Here is a 21,744-nt window from a genome sequence, read left to right on the forward strand (position 1 = left end):
TTCTGCACAGAGTGACAGCGATAAGGCACAAGGATGTGTGGGAAACATAACCTCGGTCACACTGCCGGGCCGTCACGTATTGGAGATTCGTCACGTCAAATATGACGACAGCCTGTTTTTCGTCAGGGTTTTGCGCAAAATTCGCCCGTAATATCGACTAATGCCCCTGATAAAAACATGGCATAAAAGATGCATAACTCAAGCGACAAGCGCGTATGCGTGATTTGATTAACTGGAGCGAGACCGATGAAAAAAGTCGTCACGGTTTGCCCATATTGCGCATCAGGTTGCAAAATCAACCTGGTGGTCGATAACGGCAAAATCGTCCGGGCTGAAGCGGCGCAGGGGAAAACCAACCAGGGTACCTTGTGTCTGAAGGGCTACTATGGCTGGGATTTTATCAATGATACCCAGATCCTGACCCCTCGTCTGAAAACCCCAATGATCCGTCGCCAGCGTGGCGGCAAACTGGAATCCGTTTCCTGGGATGAAGCGCTTGATTACGTCGCCACTCGTCTGAGCGCCATCAAAGCGAAGTATGGCCCGGACGCTATTCAGACGACCGGTTCATCTCGCGGTACGGGTAACGAAACCAACTATGTAATGCAAAAATTCGCGCGCGCCGTTATTGGTACCAATAACGTTGACTGCTGCGCTCGCGTCTGACACGGCCCTTCGGTTGCAGGTCTGCACCAATCGGTCGGTAACGGCGCAATGAGTAATGCTATCAATGAAATTGATAACACAGATTTAGTGTTCATCTTCGGGTACAACCCGGCGGATTCCCACCCGATCGTGGCGAATCACGTGATTAACGCTAAACGTAACGGGGCGAAAATTATCGTCTGCGATCCGCGCAAAATTGAAACCGCGCGTATTGCCGATATGCACATCGCGTTGAAAAACGGCTCGAACATCGCGCTGCTCAACGCTATGGGTCATGTCATCATCGAAGAAAAACTGTACGATCAGGCGTTCGTCGCCTCCCGTACCGAAGGATTCGAAGAGTACAGCAAGATTGTCGAAGGCTACACGCCGGAGTCCGTCGAAGATATCACTGGCGTTAGCGCACAGGATATTCGTCAGGCTGCTCGTATGTACGCCACGGCAAAAAGCGCGGCCATCCTGTGGGGCATGGGTGTTACCCAGTTCTATCAGGGTGTGGAAACCGTGCGTTCACTGACCAGCCTCGCAATGCTGACCGGCAACCTCAGTAAGCCAAGCGTGGGCGTTAACCCGGTTCGTGGCCAGAACAACGTTCAGGGCGCATGCGACATGGGCGCGCTACCGGATACTTATCCGGGCTATCAGTATGTGAAAGATCCGGCTAACCGCGAGAAGTTCGCTAAAGCCTGGGGCGTGGAAAGTCTGCCTGCACATACCGGCTATCGCATCAGTGAACTGCCGCACCGTGCGGCGCATGGCGAAGTCCGCGCGGCGTACATTATGGGTGAAGATCCATTACAGACTGATGCTGAACTCTCCGCAGTGCGCAAAGGCTTTGAGGATCTGGAACTGGTCATCGTGCAGGATATCTTCATGACCAAAACTGCCGCTGCCGCAGACGTTATTTTACCGTCTACGTCATGGGGCGAGCATGAAGGCGTCTTCTCCGCGGCTGACCGTGGCTTCCAGCGCTTCTTTAAAGCCGTTGAGCCGAAGTGGGATCTGAAAACGGACTGGCAGATTATCAGTGAAATCGCCACCCGTATGGGCTACCCGATGCACTACAACAACACCCAGGAAATCTGGGATGAGTTGCGTCATCTGTGCCCGGATTTCTACGGTGCCACTTACGAGAAAATGGGCGAACTGGGTTATATCCAGTGGCCTTGCCGCGACACCTCAGAAGCCGACCAGGGTACGTCTTATCTCTTCAAAGAGAAGTTCGATACCCCGAACGGTCTGGCGCAGTTCTTTACCTGCGACTGGGTAGCGCCAATCGACAAACTCACTGAGGAGTACCCGATGGTGCTGTCTACGGTGCGTGAAGTCGGCCACTACTCTTGCCGTTCGATGACCGGTAACTGTGCGGCGCTGGCCGCGCTGGCGGATGAACCGGGCTATGCCCAGATCAACACCGCCGACGCAGAACGCCTGGGCATCCAGGATGAAGAGCTGGTGTGGGTTAACTCGCGTAAAGGCCGGGTCATTACCCGTGCAGCAGTCAGCGATCGTCCAAACAAAGGCGCGATTTACATGACCTACCAGTGGTGGATTGGCGCATGTAATGAGCTGGTAACCGAGAACTTAAGCCCGATTACCAAAACGCCGGAGTACAAGTACTGTGCCGTTAACGTTGAACGCATTGCCGATCAGCGCGCTGCCGAGCAGTATGTCATTGATGAGTACACCAAGCTGAAAGCCAGCCTGCGCGAAAGCGCGATGGGTTAGTCCGTTTACGTAACTGTTCTGCAACAGCCTCCGCCCGGAGGCTGTTTTTTTATCCATACGATCTCTTTATACTGTTCATTCCGTACCCTAAATAAAACTCAAAATGAAACAACTCATTGCATTGATGTTCTTTATGACATTCTTTGCCCATGCCAGTGATACTGAGCCAGGAAGCCAGTACTTGCAGGCCGCTGAGGCAGGGGATCGTCGCGCACAGTACTTTCTTGCCGATACCTGGTTCAGTTCGGGCGATTTGAGCAAAGCCGAGTATTGGGCGCAAAAAGCCGCCGACAATGGCGATGCCGACGCCTGCGCGCTACTGGCGCAAATCAAAATTACGAATCCGGTCAGTCTGGATTACCCCCAGGCTAAAACTCTGGCGGAAAAAGCAGCCAAAGCAGGCAGTAAAGCGGGAGAACTTACCCTGGCGCGGATTCTGGTCAACACCCAGGCTGGACGTACCGATTACCCTAAAGCCATTACCTTGCTGCAAAACGCCTCCGAAGACCTGGAAAATGACTCCGCCGTCGACGCACAAATGCTGCTCGGCCTGATTTACGCCAACGGCGTGGGCATTCCCGCTGACGATGAGAAAGCGACGTGGTATTTCAAACGAAGTTCAGCCATTTCCCGCACCGGTTATTCCGAATACTGGGCAGGGATGATGTTCTTAAACGGTGAACAGGGTTTTATCGTGAAGAATAAACAGAAGGCACTGCACTGGCTGAATCTGAGCTGTATGGAAGGATTCGATACCGGCTGCGAAGAGTTTGATAAGTTAACAAACGGGTAATGATTTGCATTGCCGGATAGCGCTATGCTTATCCGGCAAGCTGTCATGAATTACTGATTAGCGGTCTTATCAAATCTACCCAGCACGTCGCGCTCATAGGCCAGCGCTTTCTTGCGGTCAAATTTGTGTTCCCACTTGGCGATAACCAGTACCGCCAGCGCATTACCCACCACGTTCAGCGCGGTACGCGCCATGTCGAGGATACGGTCAACACCGGCGATAAACGCCAGGCCTTCCAGTGGGATCCCCACGCTGCCCAGCGTAGCCAGCAGCACCACGAATGATACGCCCGGCACACCCGCAATCCCTTTTGAGGTCACCATCAGCGTCAGCACCAGCACGATTTCCTGCCACAGCGACAGGTCGATACCGTACAGCTGCGCGATAAAGATAGCGGCGATACTCTGGTACAGAGTTGAACCATCAAGGTTGAATGAGTAGCCGGTCGGCACCACAAAGCTGGTGATTGAAGCGGGCGCGCCATAGGCTTCCATCTTCTCAATAATGCGCGGCAGCACGCTCTCGGAGCTGGCGGTAGAGTAGGCCAGAATCAGCTCGTCTTTCAGAATGCGGATCAGGATCCAGATGCTCAAACCGCAGATGCGCGCCACGATCCCCAGCACCACCAGCGCGAAGAACAGAATGGCGAAATGCACCAACAGTACCAGCTTCGCCAGCGGCCACAGGGAGGCAAAACCGAAGTTCGCGACGGTAACGGCAATCAGCGCGAAAACGCCGACTGGCGCGTAGCGCATAACCATGTGAGTGACTTTAAACATGGTTTCGGAAATAGAGCGAAATACGGTAACCAACGGCTCGCGGTGAGTTGCCGGCAGGGAAGACAGACCTAAACCGAACAGCACCGAGAAGAAGATAATCGGCAGCATATCGCCTTTTGCCATCGATGCGACGATGTTGGTTGGCACCAGTGACAAAATTGTCCCCATCAGGCCATGCGCGTGGCTCTGTACTTCTGCGGTCGTGCTTTGATATTTCGAAATATCCACGGTCGCCAGTTGCGACATATCCACCCCGGTACCTGGCTGGAACACATTCGCCAGCGTGATACCCAGGATAATCGCCACGGTGGTGATTACTTCGAAATAGATAATAGTTTTGGCGCCAATACGGCCCAGCTGTTTTGCATCACCGACCCCGGCGATACCGACAACCAGCGTAGAGATGACAATGGGCACCACAATCATTTTGATCAGATGGATAAAGATATCGCCCGCCGGTGACAGCAGGTTTACAACCAGCCATTCACGGCTGTCACTATGGTAATGCAGGTAACTCCCCAGCAGAATACCCAGCACCATAGCGATCAGAATCTGCCATGCCAGGCTGACTTTCAAATTTTTCATAACAACGGACTTCCTCGATGGAGCGCTATTCCACATGCGGTGTGTGGTAATAGTACATACTGAAAGGGTATGAATTGTGTTGCGTTCGTTTATGGAGTTTTTTAACGCTTATTATCATTATCATTTGCGTACTGTCTCGCGCAACCCTCCAGGAACAGAGCCTTCAGCTGAATTTATGCATAAAAATGCAATTTTATCGGGGTATTGATGAATAACTTTTTGTTATAAAAGAATTTTAATATGTTCAAAAATGAAGAAGTCATGGCGTGAGTTTTTTTTGCTCATTTGTTCGTTCGCCTGTTTTTTAAACAGGCCAAATGATACAAATCACAAAAGAAACAAATTTATTTTTGCCGATTCTGCAACAGCTTCGCCATATTAATAGAGTCAATGAGCTGTGCCCGGTTCACCCTCGGCGAGTTTAAATCCATAACTTTTTGCCACACTGAAATGGCCTGGGCGTAGTCTGCCTGCATAAACGCATCTGAGGCTAACAGCATCAGCGCAGTGACCTCTGTCGGGTCCAGCGCCAGAGCCTTATCAATCATCTCGCGAGTGGGCGGTGTCATATGCTGCCCGGCCTGGTAATACAATACCGTTGCCAGCGCTGAATAGATCTCAGCATTTTCACCCCCTACACGTAGCGCCTGCTCGTAGGCCAGCAGCGCATTATGATACGCGTTTTGCCAAAGATAGTACTCACCGAGTTGCGCCCATTTCACACCGTCCTGCGGATTAGCACGAATTTGCGATTGCAGCAAAAGCAGCTGTTTTTCCTGAATATTTTCATCGGCGAACGCATGTAATGGGTCCGCCAACCGCGTCTGTTCCTGACGCACCGCCTGCCATTTTGGCGTCAACAGGTAACCTCCGATGCAGGCCACAACCATCAGCACCGTCGCAGCGGTCAGCCACTTCACGGGGAGTGGGCGTAACGGCGCAGGGGAATGGGTGGACTGGCTCATTGCACATCCTCCTCTACGCGCTGGCGCCGTCTCACCCGCCAGACCACCACGCCCACCAGTAATAACAGCAGGCACGGCAACGCCCACAGCAGCAGCGTTTGCTCATTCAACGGCGGGTTGTAGCGCACAAAATCACCGTAGCGATCGGTCATCCACGTCGTTATCTCGGCTTCACTTTTCCCTTCCGCCACCATGCTATAAACCTGGTGGCGCATACTGACCGCTACCGGCGCATTGGATTCCAGCAAGTTTTGGTTTTGACACTGTGGACAGCGCAGTTGGCTGGCAATAGACAACGCTTTTTCCTGTTGTTGCGGGTTGGCAAAAGTCCATGTGTCCACAACCTGGGCATGTGTCACGAAGGCGATGAAAAACAAAATGATAGCTAAGAGTAAACATGTTCTGCCGGATGGCGCTGCGCTTATCCGACCTACCGTTTTCACACCCCGTTCGCCGCCATCCGGCAACGCGTTGATTAGTTTATGCATCGCGCTTTCTCCCTCGCCATCCGCTCAGCAGCGCACCACAGACCATTAACAGTCCTCCGCCCCAAATCCAGCGCACGCCGGTCTGCACGTACAAGCGCATGGCATAACGGTCCGGTCCGGTTTTTTCGCCGATTACCGCATACCAGTCATGCATCAGATTCCAGCGGATCCCCGGCTCCATCATCTGTTGACGGCGCGCAGCATAGAAGCGTCTTTCGGGCTGCAGGCTGCCAATGCGTTTCTCATTTTGCCACAGCGTGATCTGCGCTTTTTCACTGGTGTAGTTACCTTTTGCTTCCAGGTCGAGACGCTCAAAACGGAATCTATGGTCACTCCCGTTTTTGCAACACCGATTTTGACGACAAGTTGGCTTGCTTGAATCTATCCGGCGTCTGAATGGGATTTTATTCCCGCGCCTTGATGAGTTCCGCGCCTGATGAACCTCCAGAAAATATACGGCTTCAATGAGCCTTTCCGTTTTACAGGTTCCTCAACAGGCCGGTGGGCCGTTAGTATCATCAATATCAGTATTCGCAAAACCAGATCAGTAATTCTTTAAACCGGTGTATTTCTGCCGTTATGCTACATAAGTTTGCTGTCGTGCCGTTAGGGCCCAGGCTATTCTGGCCAGCTTGTTTGCCAGAGCACAAGTGACGACAAAGTTGCTTTTCCGGCACAGTAAATCCCTGACCCAATCGGCCAATTTGCCAGACTGGTGTTCCAGTTTTTGTATGAATACCCTGGCACATTGAACCAACAAAGTTCGGATCTTTTTATTACCTCGCTTACTAATTCCCAGCAATGTCGTCCTACCTCCCGTGCTGTACTGCCGAGGTACAAGCCCTGTTGCCGCCGCAAAGTCACGGCTGCTGGCGTACTGCTTCCCGTCGCCAATCTCAGTTGAAATAGTACTCGCTGTCAGTGTTCCGACGCAGGGAATGCTCAGCAAGCGCTGTCCAACCTCATCTTCGTCCAACTTTCGTTTCAACTGGGATTCCAAATCTTTAATCTGCTCAACAAGATAGTGATAATGCTGTTGTAATTTCAGCAATAACTGGCTGAGGTAAAGAGGCAAACTATTATCCTCAAGAATGGTACTCAGTCGGCTAATAACGGCAGCTCCTCGGGGAACGCTAATGCCAAATTCCAGCAGAAAAGCATGCATTTGATTGGTTGTTTTTACCTTATCCTGAACCAGGGATTCACGGACACGATGCAGAGCCCGCATTGCCTGCTGAGATTCCGTTCTGGGCTGCACAAAACGCATAGACGGACGCGATGCAGCTTCACAAATAGCTTCGGCGTCGACAAAGTCGTTTTTATTGCTTTTAACGAACGGGCGGACAAATTGTGGTGATATCAGCTTTGGGGAATGCCCCAACTCTTCCAACTTGCGTGCCATAAAGTGAGAACCGCCACAGGCTTCCATTGCGATGGTTGTAGCGGGGCATGTCGCCAAAAATTCGATCAACTTTGGCCGGGTAAATTTTTTACGGTAAACAGCCTTCCCGCGACGATCCTGGCAATGAATATGGAAAGAGTTTTTACCCAGATCGATACCAATGAGCGCAATGTTTTCCATGATAGTTCTCCGAATGAAAGCCTGTCCTCAGCATAGTACCGGGAAGGAGGGAGTGACCATCTCATTAAATATAGCCCGCCAGTTCCACCTGCTGCCCGGGGCTCAGATTCAGGCTTATCTCCTGACGACTACCGCTGGAAAAGACGATCCCAGCCGCAAACACCAGCACCCCGGCATGCGCCAGCAGTGCCGGAAGCTGGCAACGCACAGACACTTTGCGGCTTCTGATCGTCGCCAGCACGATAACCAGCAGCATCAGCAGGCCAAAGGGCAGCGTAGCACGGTTAAAGTACGGTGCGCCCACGGAGAGCCGCCCCCAGCCGAACAACCCGTAAATCATCGGGTAAAGGGTGCCAATCAGCACAATCAGCAGCACCGCGCAAAAAAGTAATAGCGCGACCAGAATCAGCATCTCGCGCGACCAGCCGCCAAAACGCGCATTCTGGCGGACTTGCTGTCCCCGCCAGGCGTACAGCCCGAGCGATGCCAGGCTCAATACGGTAAACAGCGCAAACAGCGGCGTGGCGCGGACGTTATCCAGCGCAAAAGCGTGCACGGAAACGAGAATGCCGGAACGCACAATCAGCGTCCCCAGCAGCGATAAAATCAGCGTGACGATCGCCAGCAGCAGCGACCAGTGGCGGAAGATCCCACGTTGGCGCGTGATGAACAGACTATGCAGCAGCGCACTGGCGGAAAGCCAGGGTAATAAGGAGGCATTTTCTACCGGGTCCCAGAACCACCAGCCGCCCCAGCCCAGCTCGCAGTAGGCCCACCAGGAGCCGAGGATAATCCCCAGCGTCAGCGCACACCAGCCAGGCAGCGCCCAGCGCCAGCACACCCCGGCGCTCTGCGCATTAAAGTCACCGCGCAGCAGCGAGGCCAGCGCCACGCCTGCCGCCACCATCAAGCCACCGTAACCCAGGTAAAGCAGCGGCGGATGGAGGATTAACCCGAGATGTTGCAGCATCGGGTTAAGGTCGCGCCCTTCAATGGCTGGCGGGAAGATACGCACGAACGGATCGGACCATACCACCACAAACAGCAGCAGCAGGGCCGTTATCAGTGCGAGGACGCTGAGCGTTAACGGAAACAGCAGGTCGGAATCACGCCGATAGCGAAGAGCAAACAGCGCGCTCCAGCCAGAAAGAAACAGCACCCACAGCAGCAGCGATCCTTCATGCCCGCCCCACACCGCCGCCAGTTTTAATCCCCACGGCAGCAGGCTGTAGCTATGCTGAGCAACGTAGACCACCGAAAAGTCGCTGGTCAGAAAGCAGAATATCAGAATGGCAAAGGCCAGCAGCAGCAGCGTAAATTGCGTCCACATGCCCACGCTTGCCAGGCGCATTACGCCTTGCCAGCGCTGGCGGACACCCACCAACACGGCAAGCGGGGTCAACACGTTGACCCCAAGGCTTAACAACAGTGCCAGAAAACCGGCTTCAGGAAGGAGAACGTCCAGATATCACCTTACGCAACGGTTAGCTGACCCGCATAGAGAATAAAAAAGCGCAGCAGCAGTACGCCGGTCAGGCTGGCACCGCACACTGCCAGCACGCCATGAAACGTCGAACTGCGGTTGGCCCAAGGTTTTAGCAGCATCGGCAGTATCAGCCCAAGCCCGGCCACGCCCAGCCAGAACCACCAGGTCCAGAATCCGCCGCCCAGTGCCGCCGCCAGCGCGCGCATTTTGCCGTCATCGCCCAGCGCCAGACCGACGAAAAACGCCGCCAGCAGGAAGATCTCCAGCCATACCACCGGGACTTCCATGCGATGCACAAAGTGCGCTTCGGTACTGTGCGGATTGCTACGATGACGTAACGCCATGGCGATCAGCGCCACCGCCGCGCCGGAGGAGATCCCGGAGAACAGGAACAGCACCGGCAGGATCGGGTTATTCAGGAACGGGTAGGATTTCAGCGCCGACAGCAGAAAACCGGTGTACGCCCCGAGCAGAACCGCCAGCACCAGCATTAACGTCTCCAGCGCGCGATGAAACGGCGCAATCAACGTCAGCATTTTCTGTACGATCCCTAATCGCGGCAGCCAGCGCTGTTGTAGAGCAATCACCTCTTTTTCAAAGATTTTTGCCAGCCACAGCACCAGCACCACCATGTACAACTGGAACAACATGACCCCCATCGACATCACCGAAGTGAAGCTGTAGTGGAACATCAGTTTCCAGAAGGTCCATGGACGCGTCAGGTGGAACACCAGAATCAGCAGACCGAAGATAATCGCCCCCGGCCCTAACACCAGCGTAGTGCGTAGCAGCGTGCTGTCAGAACCGCCCGCCTCCGGATGGAAACGACGCAGCAGAATCGCCAGCGTGACCAGTCCGGCGGAGATGCCAATCAGGAACAGATAGATGGCAATGGGCCAGTCCCACACCAGTGATTCAAAATGAAATGCAGAAGCGGATGTCATTGGCTCACCTCCCCAAATTTAAAGGGAACGCGGTAGACCTTCGGTTTTGTGCCCAACGCCAGCTTGTAACGGTAGGTGGTTTTCTGCAGCAACAAGCGGGAGATATCGCTGTTGGGATCGTCCAGATTACCAAACGTCAGCGCCTTCGTCGGACATGACTCAACGCAGGCGGGCTGCTTGCCCGCTTTCAGATTGGTTTTCCGACAGAAATCGCATTTATCTGCCGTTTTGCTAACCGGATGGATAAAGCGCACGCGATAAGGACACGCGGCGATACAGTACTGGCAGCCAACGCACAGGTCCGGATTCACATCCACAATACCGCTGGCGGCATCGCGATACGATGCCCCCGTCGGGCAGACGTCAACGCAGGGGGCATGGTCGCAATGCTGGCACGAATGACGGAAGAAGCGATACTTCACATCAGGAAACGTCCCCTGCGGCTCGCTGCGAATAATCGTCAGACGCGATACCCCTTCCGGCACGTTGTTTACTTCCCGACAAGCATCCATGCAGGCCGTACAGCCGATGCATAGTGACTCATCATGTACCATACCGTAACGTACGCCGTTGATGTTCAGCGTCTTCGCCACAACGCGTCCCGCCGTCCCGCTCACTGCCACCAGCGCGCCGACGCGGGTGATAAACTGGCGACGAGAGCAACTCATGGATGCTCCTTAAGCAACGGAACCGACGCCGGGTTAAAGTTCGGATTGTTACGCTGATCGCTGTGGCAATCGACGCAAATCTTGATCCGTCCTTTATCACTTAGCGTCTGCATCGTGTCTTGCTTCGGATGCAGTGAGTGACAGCTGGCACACGCCACTTTGGTTACGTGGACATCGTGTGGCCAGAACGCTTTTTGTAGCTGCTCAGGCAGGTGGCAGGACATACAGACGCTGTTCTGCTGTTCAACGTTGTACATCGGCTCATTAAAGCGCATCACATCCTTCACCCCTTCACGGTGGTTCGGTGACGGCTGGCCGTGACAGTTGGTGCAGGTGACCGGCAGTTTGTTATTCGGGTTGATGACTTCTGCATGCTTACCATGCATGCCTTCGGTATCTGGCTTGTGACAATCCAGACAGGCGGCATCCGGATTACGCTGTTGGGTAACCGTCCAGCGTTGATCCGACTCCTGCGGCGTTGGCGTGGCAGTGATTCCACTCAGGCTCCAGAACAAGCCTGACGCCAGCACCCCAGCAGTTAATAACGAACGTAATACGCTCATATTCACTCCGTTGAGTTATCCGCCCCTGACGGGGCGAAATGGGGTTATTGGCTTAACAGACCGTTTTTACGCGCCTGATCTTCCCACTGCGGAATCACCGTTTTGATGAAGTCCTGCTTCTCAGCATTGATTTGCTGCATGTTCAGACCAATCGCCGCCTGGGCTTTCTCTTTGGTAGAGATATCCGGTAACGGGATTTCATGGGTGATGCCTTTAGTCGCCAGCAGACGGACCAGTTTGGTACGCGCATCGGCGGCTTTATCCATGGCGCTACCCAGCATCCGCAGACCCTCTTCCGGAGCGTGCATGTGAATACCGTGTGAGGCGATAGACAGGTCCCAGCGCCATTGTGCGTGACGGATATCTTCCAGAATCGGCTTCATTTCCGCTTCAGTCGCACCCGCATCCCATGCGGCTTTCGCTTCGAAGTGCGCATGAACCAGCTGATCTTCGACCTTGATTTTCAGGTCATGAATAGCCTGTTTACGCTCGGCGACCACTTTTTGCAGGGACGCTTTATCCTGGGTGTGGCAGTTCGCACAGGTCTGAGCAAAGTTATCGAACGGGTTACCAATTTTATGGTCGGTGTAGATCTTGCCTTCCGCGTTTTGCACTTTCGGCATGTGACAGTCGATACAGGTCACGTTGTTCTTGCCGTGAATGCCCGCGCTCCAGGTTTCATATTCCGGGTGCTGCGCTTTCAGCATCGGCGTTTTCGACAGGGAGTTGGTCCAGTCAGAGAAGGCGATGGTGTCGTAGTATTTCTCCATGTTCTCGACTTTCATGCCCTCGTCCCACGGGAACTTAACGGCTTTGTTTTTACCGTCGAAGTAGTATTCCACGTGGCACTGACCGCAGACCATGGATTGCTGATCAAAGCGACCGGCTTTCTCAAACGGTTTGCCGATTGCTTCCATCGCACGTTCTGCATAAGGACGCGACAGCGTCAGCTCTGGCTTGCCTTTGGCGAAGTCTGGTGACGCAGTGTTATGGCAATCTGCACAGCCGAGATTGTTAACAATTTCTGGACCGCCGCGCGCCCATTTACCATGGAAGTAGCCATCTTCACCGTCTTTCTGGATCAGACGTGCTACGTCCGGGCTTTTACAGCTCCAGCAGGCCATCGGCAGCGGGCCGTCTTCAGCCGTTTTTGGTGCGCCGGTACGTAAGGTTTCACGTACATCGGTCACGGCATAGGCGTGTCCACGCGGTTTGTTGTAATCGCGCGAGAATGGATATCCCGCCCACAGGATCACCAGACGCGGATCTTCTGCCAGCGCATCTTCACGGGCTGATTGCTCAGACGTGGCTTTCCAGGAGAGATATTGATCGGGATGCTGAGGAGCGAAGGTTTCATTCTTCGCTTCAACGGTGACGGTTTTTGCGGGTACAGGAGTTTGTTCAGCGTGAACAGCAGAAATAAATAATAAAGGTAATAACAGGCTGAAGAAACGGCGTACACGTGATTTTATCCTTGCCATAGGGGTCTCATCCAGATGACGCCATTATCTGCAATGGCGGTTCTTTTATTGTTTTCCATAACAGCAACCACACGAATACTGTCTGTAATGGCTCAATAGTAATGTCCGCCTGTGGCTCAATTCAGATGTCCGCGCTATGGTAAGCTTCACTGGTCCGTTTAAACTACCGGGAGGCATATCATGAGCGCAGAAAGCTCAGGAGTGTTTACTTTGAAAGAGATCAACCGGATCAAGATTATACAGGACGTCATTGAACGTCGCATCACAACGCGCCGTGCGGCCGAGCACCTCGGTATCAGCGACAGGCAATGCCGCAGACTTCTTGCCCGTTACCGTGAAGGCGGACCGCTTGGTATGGCCAGCAGACGATGTGGCATGCGTGGTAACCGCCAGTTGCCACCCGGGCTCGCAGATCAGGCTCTGGAACTGATCAAGACGCGTTATGCTGATTTCGGTCCGACTCTGGCGCGTGAAAAGCTCGAAGAACTCCACGGACTGTTTCTTGGCAAAGAAACTGTCCGGCGCATCATGGTGCGGGCTGGCTTATGGGTTCCCCGTAAACAACGTGCCGCAAGGATCCCTCAACCACGGTACCGGCGTCCGTGTACTGGTGAGCTGATACAAATAGATGGCTGTGATCACGACTGGTTTGAAGGCCGTGGCCCGGCCTGCACCGCGCTGGTCTATGTTGATGATGCAACCAGCAAACTGATGGAACTGTTGTTTGTTAAATCGGAGTCCACGTTTTCTTACTTCGAAGCCACGCGGCGCTATATCGATAAGCATGGTAAACCGCTGGCACTGTACAGCGATAAAGCCGGTGTTTTTCGTGTTAACAATAAACACGCCACAGGCGGAGACGGGCATACTCAGTTTGGGCGAGCCATGCATGAACTGAACATCCAGACTATCTGTGCAGAAACCAGTCCCGCCAAAGGGCGTGTAGAACGAGCTCACCTCACTTTACAGGATCGTCTGGTCAAAGAGCTGCGGTTACAGGGCATTTGTTCAATGGAGGCTGCAAATGACTTCGCTGAGGCCTATATGGCTGACTATAACCGCCGTTTTGGCAAAGTACCGCGACATGATTTTGACGTACACCGTGCTGTAGAACATGATGAGGACCTGGGGCTTATTTTCACTGTTCGTGAAAAACGTAAAGTCTCAAAATCGTTGACGATACAATATGATAAAATGTTGTACCTGATTGAAGACAGCGAACTGAGTCGCCGTGCAATAGGTAAATATATCGATGTGTATCACTATCCTGATGGCAGAAAAGAGCTGCGCCTGAACGGTACGCTACTTCCCTACTCTACCTACGACCGACTGTCAGAAATCGACCAGGGCGCGATTGTCGATAACAAGCGTCTTGGCCGAACCCTGGAGTTTATCAGTCTGGTGCAGAGCAAGCGGGATAACACGCGCTCTCAGTCAATTCCCGCTGGAGATGGCCCTTCCCGACGACGGCCAAAGCAGGAAGGGAAGAAATCCCAGCGCTCACTGGATAATGATGACATGCTCGAAGCACTCAAACAGCTTCAGTCACGTTCAGAGGACATTTTTGGTAAAAGAGCCCGCTGATGGTACTCACTGGCCGGACAGTGGTTGCTCACCAGTTGATATTGTCCGGCCAGACCCATGATGTATTATTCATTTCGTTCAGCATCTTTATGTCCTGCTTTTCACGGGCATACTTACCCCATAATGAATGAAAAGAACGAACAATACTGATTAACTGCTTTTTTCTTTGCTCCGGAGATAGGCTGATAAAATAGCAGCACCTGCTGTCAATATTATCCTCAATGAAATTAAAATCAGAGTCTGATGCATATTTTACTGTTAGCATAATATCATTCGACGTTGTTCTCTCAGACTCTGTTAATGCTGATTCTATCAGGTATTCAAAGGCATACATGACAGACAGCTGGTTTTTGTCTGTCTGAATATAACCCATTGAGTTTCTGAGTATTGAGGACTGTACCAGGACCAGAGGCCATAAAAGCTCAACACCATAAAGCTTATATGTATCATGTTGATCATACTGATGTTGCTCAACACGACGATTACCTTCCCGTGCTTTACGAATATCATAGGCAAGGGATAACATAAATCCGTCTTTAACTTTAATCAGTGGGCTTTCATCCACGATGTAATGAATGAGTTCATGTAATTCATTCAGGGCTTCTGAATCTCCCCACAGTATAAAACCTGCATTGTTCGGCGTTAACTCGTATCGAAGCATGGGCTCAATCATCCTGTTGTTTCAGTCGGAGGAAAGTCTATCAGTAAAGAGAATGAGAGATCAAAGTGGTCATTTTAATTGAGCTGGATAACGGACATTTCAATTGAGCCTTGACACTGTCATGACATTGCTCCACCCTATTTGTAACAAGAAACCACACTGAAAATGTTGTCTTTAATCAATTGTAAGTGTATGTAAAATACCACTTTAGAGTTATAAACCCCCTCTAACTCCTCACTCTTTTGTCTAATTCAGAGATAGATCACCTTTTCAATAATCCTTTAGATAACTACATGTTATCGCGAGATTTAATCAATTTTTGCTAGTTCCCTTCAAAATTAAGTTTGCCGCTAATTTGCACAATTCGTTTATTGCGTGATCTGCCGCGCAAATACTAAACAAAACTCTCAAAGCCCCTACATTTAACGTTTATGAGACATATTATTAACATCCTACAAGGAGAACAAAAGCCATGAGCCAAATACATAAACACGCTATTCCCGCAAACATTGCGGATCGTTGCCTGATAAACCCGGAGCAGTACGAAGAGAAATACCAGCAATCCGTTAACGAACCCGACACATTTTGGGGCGAGCAGGGAAAGATACTTGATTGGATCAAGCCGTACAGCCAGGTGAAGAACACTTCCTTCGCACCAGGCAACGTGTCGATTAAATGGTACGAAGACGGCACCCTGAACCTGGCCGCAAACTGCCTTGACCGTCATTTACAGGCAAATGGCGATCGCACCGCCATCATCTGGGAAGGCGATGACGCCACCCAAAGCAAAAACATTACTTATCGCGAACTGCATCGCGATGTTTGCCGTTTCGCCAATACGCTACTGGATTTAGGCATTAAAAAAGGCGACGTGGTGGCCATTTATATGCCGATGGTGCCGGAAGCGGCGGTTGCTATGCTGGCTTGCGCCCGCATTGGCGCGGTGCATTCGGTCATCTTCGGTGGTTTTTCACCAGAGGCGGTCGCCGGACGTATCATCGACTCCAATTCACGTCTGGTGATCACCGCCGACGAAGGCGTGCGCGCCGGCCGCGCTATCCCGCTGAAAAAGAACGTCGATGATGCGCTGAAAAATCCGAACGTCAAAACCGTGGAACATGTGGTCGTCCTCAAACGTACCGGTGGAAAAACGGAATGGCAGGAAGGCCGTGACCTGTGGTGGTCCGATCTTATCGAGAAAGCCAGCCCGGAACATCAGCCGGAAGAAATGAACGCGGAAGATCCGCTGTTTATCCTCTATACCTCCGGTTCAACCGGCAAGCCAAAAGGCGTACTGCATACCACCGGCGGATATCTGGTCTACGCCGCAACCACCTTTAAGTACGTGTTTGACTACCATCAGGGCGATATTTATTGGTGTACCGCTGACGTGGGTTGGGTAACCGGGCACAGCTACCTGCTGTACGGTCCGCTGGCCTGCGGCGCAACCACGCTGATGTTCGAAGGCGTGCCAAACTGGCCAACCCCGGCGCGTATGTCGCAGGTTGTGGACAAGCACCAGGTCAATATTCTGTATACCGCGCCGACCGCCATCCGCGCCCTGATGGCAGAAGGTGATAAAGCGATTGAAGGCACTGACCGCTCCTCGCTGCGTATCCTGGGTTCCGTTGGCGAGCCAATTAACCCGGAAGCATGGGAGTGGTACTGGAAGAAGATCGGCAACGAAAAATGCCCGGTCGTCGATACCTGGTGGCAGACCGAAACCGGTGGATTCATGATCACCCCGCTGCCGGGCGCCACCGAGCTGAAAGCGGGTTCCGCAACCCGTCCGTTCTTTGGCGTACAGCCTGCGATTGTCGATAACGAGGGTAATCCGCTGGAAGGCGCGACCGAAGGCAACCTGGTGATCACCGACTCGTGGCCGGGCCAGGCGAGAACGCTGTTCGGCGATCACGAACGCTTTGAGCAGACCTACTTTTCTACCTTCAAGAATATGTACTTCAGCGGCGACGGCGCGCGTCGTGACGAAGATGGCTATTACTGGATCACCGGTCGTGTGGACGATGTGCTGAACGTCTCTGGCCACCGTCTGGGAACGGCAGAAATCGAATCGGCGCTGGTGTCGCATCCGAAGATTGCCGAGGCCGCGGTGGTGGGTATTCCGCATAATATTAAAGGCCAGGCGATCTACGCCTACGTCACGCTGAATCACGGCGAAGAGCCGTCACCGGAGCTGTACGCCGAGGTGCGCAACTGGGTACGTAAAGAAATTGGTCCGCTGGCAACGCCAGACGTGCTGCACTGGACCGACTCACTGCCGAAAACCCGCTCCGGCAAAATCATGCGCCGTATTCTGCGTAAAATCGCGGCGGGCGATACCAGCAATCTGGGCGATACCTCGACCCTCGCCGATCCTGGCGTGGTAGAGAAACTGCTCGAAGAGAAGCAGGCCATCGCGATGCCATCATAACCATAACCGTGAAATGCCCGATGGTGCGCGGCTTATCGGGCCTACAAATCCTACCCCTACCCCTCCCCTGACCGGGAGGGAAAATATAATAACCCACCCCAAAGGATTTCGCGTTGCAGGAAGGCGGCAAGCGAGCGCATCCCCAGGAGCATAGTTCACTATGTGACTGAGGTGGGCGAGTGCGGCCAACACACTTGCAACGTGAAAGACGAAGGGGGCCTCTGGAGAACTCTGTGATGAATGACTCTATTTATCAGCGGATAGAAGACAGTGCGCGTTTCAGGGAGTTAGTTGAAAAAAGGCAACGGTTTGCCACCATTCTGTCCATCATCATGCTGGCAGTTTACATCAGCTTTATTTTACTGATTGCCTTTGCGCCTGGCTGGCTGGGTACGCCGCTACACGCGGGAACCAGCGTCACCCGGGGTATTCCGATTGGGGTCGGTGTGATCCTCATCTCCTTCATCCTGACCGGGATCTATATCTGGCGGGCAAACGGTGAATTCGACCGCCTGAACAATGCGGTTCTGCACGAGGTTAAAGCATCATGAAGAGAGTCCTGACGGCGCTTGCCGCCACGCTGCCCTTCGCCGCAAACGCGGCGGATGCTATTAGCGGTGCAGTCCAACGCCAGCCAACCAACTGGCAGGCGATTGTCATGTTCCTGATTTTCGTCATCTTTACGCTCGGTATTACTTACTGGGCGTCTAAGCGCGTACGTTCGCGTAATGACTACTACACCGCCGGCGGTAACATCACTGGTTTCCAGAACGGGCTGGCGATTGCGGGCGACTATATGTCGGCGGCATCGTTTCTCGGGATTTCCGCGCTGGTGTTTACCTCCGGTTATGACGGGCTGATCTATTCACTCGGCTTCCTGGTCGGCTGGCCAATTATCCTGTTCCTGATTGCTGAGCGTCTGCGTAACCTGGGTCGTTACACCTTTGCAGATGTTGCTTCTTATCGTCTGAAGCAAGGACCAATCCGTATTCTGTCGGCCTGTGGTTCTCTGGTGGTGGTAGCGCTGTATCTGATCGCCCAGATGGTCGGCGCAGGTAAGCTGATTGAGCTGCTGTTTGGTCTGAACTATCACATCGCCGTCGTACTGGTTGGCGTGCTGATGATGATGTACGTCCTGTTTGGCGGCATGCTGGCGACCACCTGGGTACAGATCATCAAAGCCGTTCTGCTGCTGTTCGGTGCCAGCTTTATGGCCTTTATGGTGATGAAGCACGTCGGCTTTAGCTTCAACAACCTGTTCACCGAAGCAATGGCGGTACACCCGAAAGGTTCAGCCATTATGAGCCCGGGCGGACTGGTAAAAGATCCGATCTCCGCCCTATCGTTAGGTCTCGGCCTGATGTTTGGTACGGCAGGCTTGCCGCACATCCTGATGCGCTTCTTCACGGTCAGCGATGCCCGCGAAGCGCGTAAGAGCGTGTTCTATGCCACCGGTTTTATGGGTTATTTCTACATCCTGACCTTTATCATCGGCTTTGGCGCGATCATGCTGGTGGGCGCTAATCCGGCGTATAAAGACGCTGCTGGCGCGCTGATCGGCGGTAACAACATGGCGGCGGTTCACCTGGCGAATGCGGTGGGCGGTAACCTGTTCCTGGGCTTCATCTCAGCCGTGGCGTTTGCCACCATCCTGGCGGTGGTTGCAGGCCTGACGCTGGCGGGCGCATCGGCCGTTTCTCACGACCTGTATGCCAACGTGTTCCGTAAAGGCGCAACCGAACGTGAAGAACTGAAGGTGTCGAAAATCACCGTACTGGTGCTGGGGGTGATTGCCATCCTGCTCGGCGTGCTGTTTGAGAACCAGAATATCGCCTTCATGGTAGGTCTGGCGTTTGCTATCGCAGCCAGCTGCAACTTCCCGATCATTCTGCTCTCCATGTACTGGTCAAGACTGACCACGCGTGGCGCGATGTTGGGCGGCTGGTTAGGTCTGCTGACGGCGGTGGTGCTGATGGTGCTTGGCCCGACGATTTGGGTCCAGATCCTTGGTCACGAAAAAGCCATTTTCCCGTATGAATATCCGGCGCTGTTCTCCATCAGCGTAGCGTTCCTCGGGATCTGGTTCTTCTCTGCTACCGATAACTCAGAAGAAGGTAATCGCGAACGCGAGCAGTTCCGTGCTCAGTTCATCCGTTCCCAGACCGGGTACGGCGTAGAACAAGGTCGCGCGCACTAACCACACCTCCTCTTCCCCGGTCTGAACGACCGGGGCATTTTTTCAGAACATCACCATCGCGACCAGCGGCGCAACCAGCACCATCACCACGCCGGAAAGCATCATCACCAGGCTGGCGACCACGCCCTCCTGCTGGCCGAGCTCATAAGAGCGCGCCGTGCCCGCACCATGCGAGGCTGCGCCAAATCCTGCGCCTTTCGCCATCCCTTCCCGAATAGAAAGCCGTAAAAACAGCACATCGCCAACCGCCATACCGAATACACCGGTCACTACCACGAACAATGCCACCAGGTCTGGCTGCCCGCCCAACGGCTCTGCTGCCGCCAGCGCAAACGGCGTGGTGACGGAGCGCACCGCCAGACTACGCTGGATTTCATCAGGCAACATAAACAGACGCGCCAGCCACACGGAACTGGTAACGGCCACCAGCGTTGCCGTCACCACGCCCGCCGTCAGTGACATCCAGTGCCGCTTAATCACGGCAAGGTTGTCATAGACCGGAACGGCAAAGGCGATGGTCGCAGGGCCTAACAGCCACAGTAGCCAGTGCGATTCACCAATATAGTTTTGCCAGGAGATATGCCCAAAGACCAGCATCAGGACCAGCAGCGCCGGAGTGAACACTAACGGCATCAGCGGTAATTTACGAAAACGGCGATACAGGCGCTTGTTGGCAAAATAGATGCCCAGCGTAATCACCAGACACAGCACGCTTAGCTGGAAATTACTCACGGTTTAGCCTGCTCATTTCATAGCGATACACTCTATCCACGACCCATGCCGTTGCGCCAAGCACCATCAACGTACTTAGCGCAATGACGGCAAATATGCGCCAACCATCGACCAACAACAGCTGCGTATAGTTGACGACAGCCACCACCGCCGGAACAAAAAACAGCAACATTTCAGCCAGTAACCAGCGAGCGCCTGCGCGAATCCAGTTCAACGGGATAACCCGGCAGACAATCAGCGCCAACATCAGCACCATCCCAACCAGGTTGGCAGGAAGCGGCAGATGCAACCAGGAGACAAGATATTGAGCAAATACAAATAGACCTGCGTACAACAGAACCTGAACGGGGATCTGGAGTCGATGAATAACGGCAGGCGTCACGCGGCTTATCGCCACAGCCATGAGGGTATGTCCTTAAAAAATAGAGAGCGCCAGTATAGAGAGCCCCCGTCCAGGACTGAAATGAATTAAACTCATTGCAGGCATAGTCTTAAGGAATAATCATGGATATCAGAACGCTGCGCTATTTTGTTGAGGTGGTTCGTCAGCAGAGCTTTACCCGCGCAGCGGAGAAGCTTTTTGTCACCCAGCCCACCATCAGCAAGATGTTGAAGAACCTTGAAGACGAGCTTAACTGCACGCTGTTAATCCGCGACGGTCGGCGACTGCTGTTAACCGACACCGGACAGGTTGTTTTCGAACGCGGCCTGGCGATCCTCGCCGAGTTTCGCCAGCTCGAAGCAGAACTCAGCGACATTAATCACCTCAACAAGGGAGTGCTGCGCCTCGGCATCCCCCCCATGGTCGGTATGTTGATGGCCGGGCCTATCAGCCTGTTTCGCCAGCGCTATCCCGGCGTTGAACTGAAGGTGTCTGAATTTGGAGGCTTAACCGTCCAGCAGGCGGTGATGAATGGCGATCTGGATGTCGCGATGACCGCGCTGCCGGTTGAAGAAGAGAGCGGCCTGGCGACCTTACCGCTTTTTAGCCATCCGCTCTGTGTGCTGGTCCCCCGCTCCGGTCAGTGGACAACGTGTGAATCCATTTCCCCCGAGGCGTTAGCGGAGCATCCCCTGCTTATCTATAACGAAGATTTCGCGTTGAGCCGTCAGTTGCTTGAGCTATTTAACCAGCACAACGTCAAACCCCGCATCGCGGTACGCAGTGGGCAGTGGGATTTTCTGGCGGCGATGGTGCAAGCCGGAGTCGGGATCGCCATTTTACCGGAGCCGATTTGCCAGCGATTGGATAAGCAGACGCTGCGCTGGATCCCTTTGGAGAGTGATTTACGCTGGCAGTTGGGCATGATTTGGCGCGAAGGGGTGTATCTGTCGCACAGCGCCCAGGCGTGGCTCAAATGCTGTGAAGGGTTCTGGCTAACGCAAGAGTCGTAACATGCCGGATGCGGCT

Annotated in this window: 17 protein-coding genes and 2 pseudogenes; 7 read left to right on the plus strand and 12 right to left on the minus strand. The window is 53.4% G+C overall.

Annotated features, from left to right (window positions below):
• The first annotated feature begins 246 nt into the window (after positions 1–246).
• Positions 247–2,394: a formate dehydrogenase subunit alpha gene (gene fdhF, locus HV314_RS23275; RefSeq protein WP_181546815.1), complete on the plus strand. Its 2,148-nt coding sequence runs from the start codon at positions 247–249 to the stop codon at positions 2,392–2,394.
• Positions 2,395–2,497: 103 nt separating this feature from the next.
• Positions 2,498–3,187, plus strand: a complete 690-nt coding sequence (gene yjcO, locus HV314_RS23280) for a Sel1 family TPR-like repeat protein YjcO (protein ID WP_016155379.1) — start codon at positions 2,498–2,500, stop codon at positions 3,185–3,187.
• Positions 3,188–3,237: 50 nt separating this feature from the next.
• Here the strand turns inward: yjcO and gltP are convergent, their stop codons facing one another.
• The 9 genes and pseudogenes from gltP to nrfA form a co-directional block, all read right to left on the minus strand.
• On the minus strand, positions 3,238–4,551 hold the full coding sequence (gene gltP, locus HV314_RS23285; protein WP_016155378.1) for a glutamate/aspartate:proton symporter GltP: 1,314 nt from the start codon (positions 4,549–4,551) through the stop codon (positions 3,238–3,240).
• 344 nt (positions 4,552–4,895) lie between these two features.
• Positions 4,896–5,516, minus strand: a complete 621-nt coding sequence (nrfG, locus tag HV314_RS23290) for a heme lyase NrfEFG subunit NrfG (protein ID WP_046274573.1) — start codon at positions 5,514–5,516, stop codon at positions 4,896–4,898.
• Positions 5,513–6,332: pseudogene (gene nrfF / locus HV314_RS27455) on the minus strand (heme lyase NrfEFG subunit NrfF); the annotation flags it as partial. The pseudogene nrfF and the gene nrfG, both read right to left, overlap by 4 nt.
• Before the next feature lie 249 nt (positions 6,333–6,581).
• Positions 6,582–7,586, minus strand: coding sequence for an IS110-like element IS4321 family transposase (locus tag HV314_RS23305; RefSeq protein WP_000427623.1), 1,005 nt, complete (start codon positions 7,584–7,586; stop codon positions 6,582–6,584).
• 70 nt (positions 7,587–7,656) lie between these two features.
• Positions 7,657–9,051 (minus strand): annotated as a pseudogene (locus HV314_RS23310) (heme lyase CcmF/NrfE family subunit); the annotation flags it as partial.
• Between the two features lie 8 nt (positions 9,052–9,059).
• Positions 9,060–10,016 (minus strand): cytochrome c nitrite reductase subunit NrfD, encoded by a 957-nt coding sequence (gene nrfD, locus HV314_RS23315; RefSeq protein ID WP_016155452.1) that lies wholly within the window; start codon positions 10,014–10,016, stop codon positions 9,060–9,062.
• Positions 10,013–10,684: a cytochrome c nitrite reductase Fe-S protein gene (nrfC, locus tag HV314_RS23320; protein ID WP_016155373.1), complete on the minus strand. Its 672-nt coding sequence runs from the start codon at positions 10,682–10,684 to the stop codon at positions 10,013–10,015. Before nrfC ends, nrfD begins: the two co-directional genes overlap by 4 nt.
• Positions 10,681–11,247, minus strand: coding sequence for a cytochrome c nitrite reductase pentaheme subunit (gene nrfB, locus HV314_RS23325; RefSeq protein WP_005132587.1), 567 nt, complete (start codon positions 11,245–11,247; stop codon positions 10,681–10,683). The genes nrfC and nrfB overlap by 4 nt, the downstream gene beginning before the upstream one ends.
• A gap of 44 nt (positions 11,248–11,291) precedes the next feature.
• Positions 11,292–12,728, minus strand: a complete 1,437-nt coding sequence (nrfA, locus tag HV314_RS23330) for an ammonia-forming nitrite reductase cytochrome c552 subunit (RefSeq protein WP_016155372.1) — start codon at positions 12,726–12,728, stop codon at positions 11,292–11,294.
• Positions 12,729–12,908: 180 nt separating this feature from the next.
• On the opposite strand from nrfA, the gene HV314_RS23335 reads away from it, so the two are divergent.
• Positions 12,909–14,312, plus strand: coding sequence for an ISNCY-like element ISKpn21 family transposase (locus tag HV314_RS23335; RefSeq protein WP_001567368.1), 1,404 nt, complete (start codon positions 12,909–12,911; stop codon positions 14,310–14,312).
• A gap of 28 nt (positions 14,313–14,340) precedes the next feature.
• Here HV314_RS23335 and HV314_RS23340 read toward each other — a convergent pair whose 3' ends face one another.
• Entirely contained in the window at positions 14,341–14,973 is a 633-nt protein-coding gene (locus HV314_RS23340) for a DUF6904 family protein (RefSeq protein WP_001567369.1), read from the minus strand.
• 472 nt (positions 14,974–15,445) lie between these two features.
• Between HV314_RS23340 and acs the strand changes: the two genes are divergently transcribed.
• From acs to actP, 3 genes are all read left to right on the plus strand, one after another.
• Positions 15,446–17,404: an acetate--CoA ligase gene (acs, locus tag HV314_RS23345; RefSeq protein ID WP_016155371.1), complete on the plus strand. Its 1,959-nt coding sequence runs from the start codon at positions 15,446–15,448 to the stop codon at positions 17,402–17,404.
• A gap of 236 nt (positions 17,405–17,640) precedes the next feature.
• The gene (locus HV314_RS23350) at positions 17,641–17,955 is read left to right on the plus strand and encodes a DUF485 domain-containing protein (RefSeq protein WP_016155370.1); all 315 of its coding nucleotides are present in this window, start codon (positions 17,641–17,643) and stop codon (positions 17,953–17,955) included.
• Entirely contained in the window at positions 17,952–19,601 is a 1,650-nt protein-coding gene (actP, locus tag HV314_RS23355) for a cation/acetate symporter ActP (protein WP_016155369.1), read from the plus strand. The genes HV314_RS23350 and actP overlap by 4 nt, the downstream gene beginning before the upstream one ends.
• 42 nt (positions 19,602–19,643) lie before the next feature.
• On the opposite strand, the gene HV314_RS23360 is transcribed toward actP, so the two are convergent.
• Positions 19,644–20,333 (minus strand): LrgB family protein, encoded by a 690-nt coding sequence (locus tag HV314_RS23360; protein ID WP_016155368.1) that lies wholly within the window; start codon positions 20,331–20,333, stop codon positions 19,644–19,646.
• Positions 20,326–20,736 carry a CidA/LrgA family protein gene (locus HV314_RS23365; RefSeq protein WP_065554808.1) on the minus strand — a complete coding sequence of 137 codons (411 nt, stop codon included), beginning with the start codon at positions 20,734–20,736 and terminating at the stop codon, positions 20,326–20,328. The genes HV314_RS23360 and HV314_RS23365 overlap by 8 nt, the downstream gene beginning before the upstream one ends.
• Positions 20,737–20,837: 101 nt before the next feature.
• Here HV314_RS23365 and HV314_RS23370 point away from each other — a divergent pair, with 101 nt between their 5' ends.
• Positions 20,838–21,728, plus strand: coding sequence for a LysR family transcriptional regulator (locus tag HV314_RS23370; protein WP_016155366.1), 891 nt, complete (start codon positions 20,838–20,840; stop codon positions 21,726–21,728).
• The last annotated feature ends 16 nt before the right edge of the window (positions 21,729–21,744 follow it).

It is taken from the genome of Citrobacter sp. RHBSTW-00887 (assembly GCF_013728095.1).
Classification (GTDB): domain Bacteria; phylum Pseudomonadota; class Gammaproteobacteria; order Enterobacterales; family Enterobacteriaceae; genus Citrobacter; species Citrobacter braakii.